Annotated in this window: 3 protein-coding genes; all 3 read right to left on the bottom strand. The window is 56.6% G+C overall.

The annotated features are described in order from the left end of the window. Positions 1–77 precede the first annotated feature (77 nt). Positions 78–641, bottom strand: coding sequence for a sodium:solute symporter family transporter (locus R6V78_RS18720; protein WP_410290911.1), 564 nt, complete (start codon positions 639–641; stop codon positions 78–80). A gap of 159 nt (positions 642–800) precedes the next feature. Then, positions 801–2,834: an acetate--CoA ligase gene (gene acs, locus R6V78_RS18715; RefSeq protein ID WP_410290910.1), complete on the bottom strand. Its 2,034-nt coding sequence runs from the start codon at positions 2,832–2,834 to the stop codon at positions 801–803. Positions 2,835–3,038: 204 nt separating this feature from the next. Continuing rightward, positions 3,039–3,601 (bottom strand): TetR/AcrR family transcriptional regulator (locus tag R6V78_RS18710; RefSeq protein WP_410290909.1); only part of this gene is annotated, 563 nt, incomplete at its 5' end.

Here is a 3,601-nt window from a genome sequence, read left to right as displayed (position 1 = left end):
ACGCATGCCGAGTGGGAGAAAGCGGCCCGCGGCGGACTGGCCCGCCATCATTATCCCTGGCCCAGCGCGGGCGGCAGTTACCTGGCGCATTTGCTTCCCCAGGTGCTGGCCTTGAGACCGCCGGTGCAGACGTAGAACCAGACGATGAAGGCCATGAAGATGGCGCCGAAGGTGATCGGTACGCCGGCGATGATGTTGAACAGTGCGGCCGAGGCCATCAGCTGCACCGCCGAGTAAAATACCGAATACAGGACCGCGGTGGCCACAACCAGCCAGCGCAACGCCTCACTGTTGAAGTAGTAGGCGTACATGTCGCCCGGGGTGACGAACCCGTAGCGTTTGCCCAACAGCCAGGTACGCTTGGAAAAGAAGGTGCCGGTGATGGGAATGGTCAGCACGTAAAACGATGCGAAGGCGTAGGCCAGACCGTCCCGCCAGATCAGGCCCGGATGGCCGATGAAGGTCCATCCGGAAAACGATGCCGCCGTTGCCGCCAGCAGGAAGGCGAAAAAAGGAATCGACCGTCCGGCGATGGAGTAGCCGGAAGAGGTCTTTTCCGTAAAGTAGCCTTTCAGCCCCCAGTAAAAACAGTAGATAATGTAAAGTCCGAGAAATATATAGACCCACGTGGTTCCACCCATAACGTTTCCTCCTGTGCCTTGCGTCAATTAAGTTGATCGGCGCCAAATAAGGTTGTCGATTCTGCTGATCTTTCAAACCTCTCCCCTCCCACCTCCTTTCCGGGTTTGTGGTGAATTGGACCGGATCTTTGTCCGGTCCAATCCGATGTGCCTGGCGGTTTATTTTTTAACCATTTCCTTGATCTCAGCGACGATTTCGGGATTGGCCAGGGTCATGACATCACCCACATCGCGGTTGTTGGAGAGCGCGCCCAACACGCGGCGCATGATTTTTCCGGAGCGGGTCTTGGGCATGTCCTTGACGATCCAGACCTTGCGCGGTTTGGCGATCTTGCCGATCTGGTCACAGATTGCATCCGAGATTTTCTTGGCCATCGCATCGCTGGCCTGGAAACCGGGCTTGAGGGCGATGTACAGATCCGGCTCCTTGCCCTTGATCTCGTGGTTGACGGGGACGACGGCGGCTTCGGCGACTTCCGGCACCACCAACGCGGCCGATTCGATCTCCTTGGTTCCCAGACGGTGGCCGGAGACGTTGATGACGTCGTCGATGCGGCCCAGGATCCGGTAGTAGCCGTCCTCGGCCTCCACGGCGGCGTCACCGGTCAGGTAGGGCCAATCGCGCCAATCCGTGCTTTTGGGATCCTTGCAGTAGCGCGCAAAGTAAGTGTTCACGAAACGGTCCCGGTCGCCCCAGATGGTCTGGAACATGCCCGGCCAGGGGTTCTGGATGCAGATGTTGCCGGCTTTGCCCGCCCCTCTGGGCACCTCATTGCCGTCGTCGTCATAGATGATCGGGTGAATGTCAGGCATGCCCGGCCCGGCGCTGCCCGGCTTCATGGGTGTGATGGCCGGCAGGGTACTGCAGAGGAATCCGCCGGTTTCGGTCTGCCACCAGGTGTCCACGATGATGGCCTCACCCTTGCCGACCTCCTTGTGGTACCATTTCCAGACGGCCGGCTCGATGGGCTCGCCCACGGTGGTCATGTGCTTGAAGTGGTAGGTGTACTTGGCCGGTTCGTCCGGGCCGATTTTGCGCAGGGCGCGAATGGCCGTGGGCGCGGTGTGGAAGATGTTCACGTTCAGATCCTGGGCGATGCGCCAGGCGCGTCCGGCATCCGGATAGGTGGGAACTCCCTCGTAGATGACCGTGGAGGCGCAAAGGGCCAGCGGACCGTAGACGATGTAGGAGTGGCCGGTGATCCAGCCGATGTCGGCCATGCACCAGTATACATCTTCGGGATGAATATCCTGAACGAATTTGGACGTTCCGGTGACGTAGGCCAGATAGCCGCCGGTGCCGTGCTGGCAGCCCTTGGGTTTGCCGGTGGTGCCGCTGGTGTACATGAGAAACAGCGGGTCTTCGGCGTTCATGCGTTCCGGTTCAACCCGGGCGCCATAGTATTTTTTCAACTGGTCGTTGACGAAAAAATCGCGTCCGTCGACCATGGGGGTCTTGGCGGAGTATTTGCCGGGGTAGCGCTGCCAGACCAGCACTTTGTCGACCTTCTGGCCGTCTTTGGCCGCACGTTCCACCGCCACATCCGCATTTTGCTTGTGGTCGAGGAGGGAGCCGCTGCGATAATAGGAATCCATGGTAATCAGGACGCGGCTGCCCGAGTCGACGATGCGGTCGGCGCAGGCGGTACCGCTGAAACCGCCGAAGACCTGGGAATGGATCACGCCCAGCCGCGCACAGGCCAGCATGGTGATGGGCAGTTCGGGTACCATGGGCATGTGCAGGGTAACCCGGTCACCGCGCTTCAGACCGGCGAAATCCTTGAGCAGGGCGGCGAATTCATTGACGCGTACATAGAGTTCCTGGTAGGTGATGTGCTCGGTCTTGTCATTCAGGGGTTCGGGAACGAAGTGAATGGCGGTCTTGTTTTTGTTGTTTTTCAGGTGACGATCGATGCAGTTGAAGCTGGCGTTGATCTTGCCTCCCTTGAACCATTTGTAGCAGGGCGCATCGCTGGTATCCAGAATTTCATCCCAGTATTCATACCAGGTCAGCAGATCCGCATATTCTTTGTAGCAGTTGGGGAAATTTTCCAGGCTGAACCGGTCGTAGATGCCTTTGTCGGTCATGTTTGCCTGGGCGATAAACTCCGTTGATGGATAATAGTAGCCTTCCTCCTGCCAGTGTACGGCAATCTGCGCCTCTGATGTTTCGACAACTTCTTTTTCTGCCATGGGTCACTCTCCTCCGAATTAAAGTTGAAAGTTCCGTCGGACCGATGTGCATTGGGTTTCTTTTCAATGCCCTTAACCGATGGCCCATCTTTTGGGAATGATTTCAGTCTGTTCAGATCGGTTGGTGGAAAATGCAGTTGAAAGAAGCCCCCTCCCCCTCCTGCCCGTATTATTCCCCCCTTTCGTCGATGCTTTGACTTGCGGTTATTTCGCGCCCAAAAGCTGGTGCGCCGGTTGATGGCGCATGATACCTTGAGAAAAGATATCAAAAGCGGTGTCAAAGGTTTCCTTCAGGAAATCCTTTTCGCCATTGATTATTTTTTTGCTGGTCTCCCAAAGCACGATGCCGGAGAAAAGAGACCAGAGAATGTCGGCCATCGCCGTTGGGTGGCGGTCCACAAACACATGTCTGCGTATGCCCTCTTCGAATATATTGGCCATAACTTTGAGAGCGTTGCGGCTTAAGGTTTCAATTTGATGCAGGAGGTCTGGAGACAGGTTCTTCAGCGTTTCGCTGGACTGCATATGAAACATGTTAATCAGAATGAGTGGATCGAATTCATACACGTCGAACATGGCATCTTTCAGCGCGGTGAGGCGCTGGGCCGCGTCGATGAACGGCTCCGTGCTTACGTGCTCCAAACGGATCATCAGGTATTGGAGAATTCGCAGCGAAAGAGAGGCGTAAAGTTCATCCTTGTTTTTAAAGTAAAGGTAGAGGGTGCCCGGGCTCAGCTCCGCCTCTTTGGCGATGTCTTCCATGGTTG

The sequence above is a fragment of the Desulfosarcina sp. genome (assembly GCF_046496365.1).
Classification (GTDB): Bacteria; Desulfobacterota; Desulfobacteria; order Desulfobacterales; family Desulfosarcinaceae; genus Desulfosarcina.
This window is presented reverse-complemented; position numbering and strand designations above follow the sequence as displayed.

Excerpts from the sequence above, each read along its gene's own strand:
- R6V78_RS18720 (WP_410290911.1), bottom strand. The coding sequence starts at position 641 with ATGGGTGGAACCACGTGGGTCTATATATTTCTCGGACTTTACATTATC.
- acs (WP_410290910.1), bottom strand. The coding sequence starts at position 2,834 with ATGGCAGAAAAAGAAGTTGTCGAAACATCAGAGGCGCAGATTGCCGTA.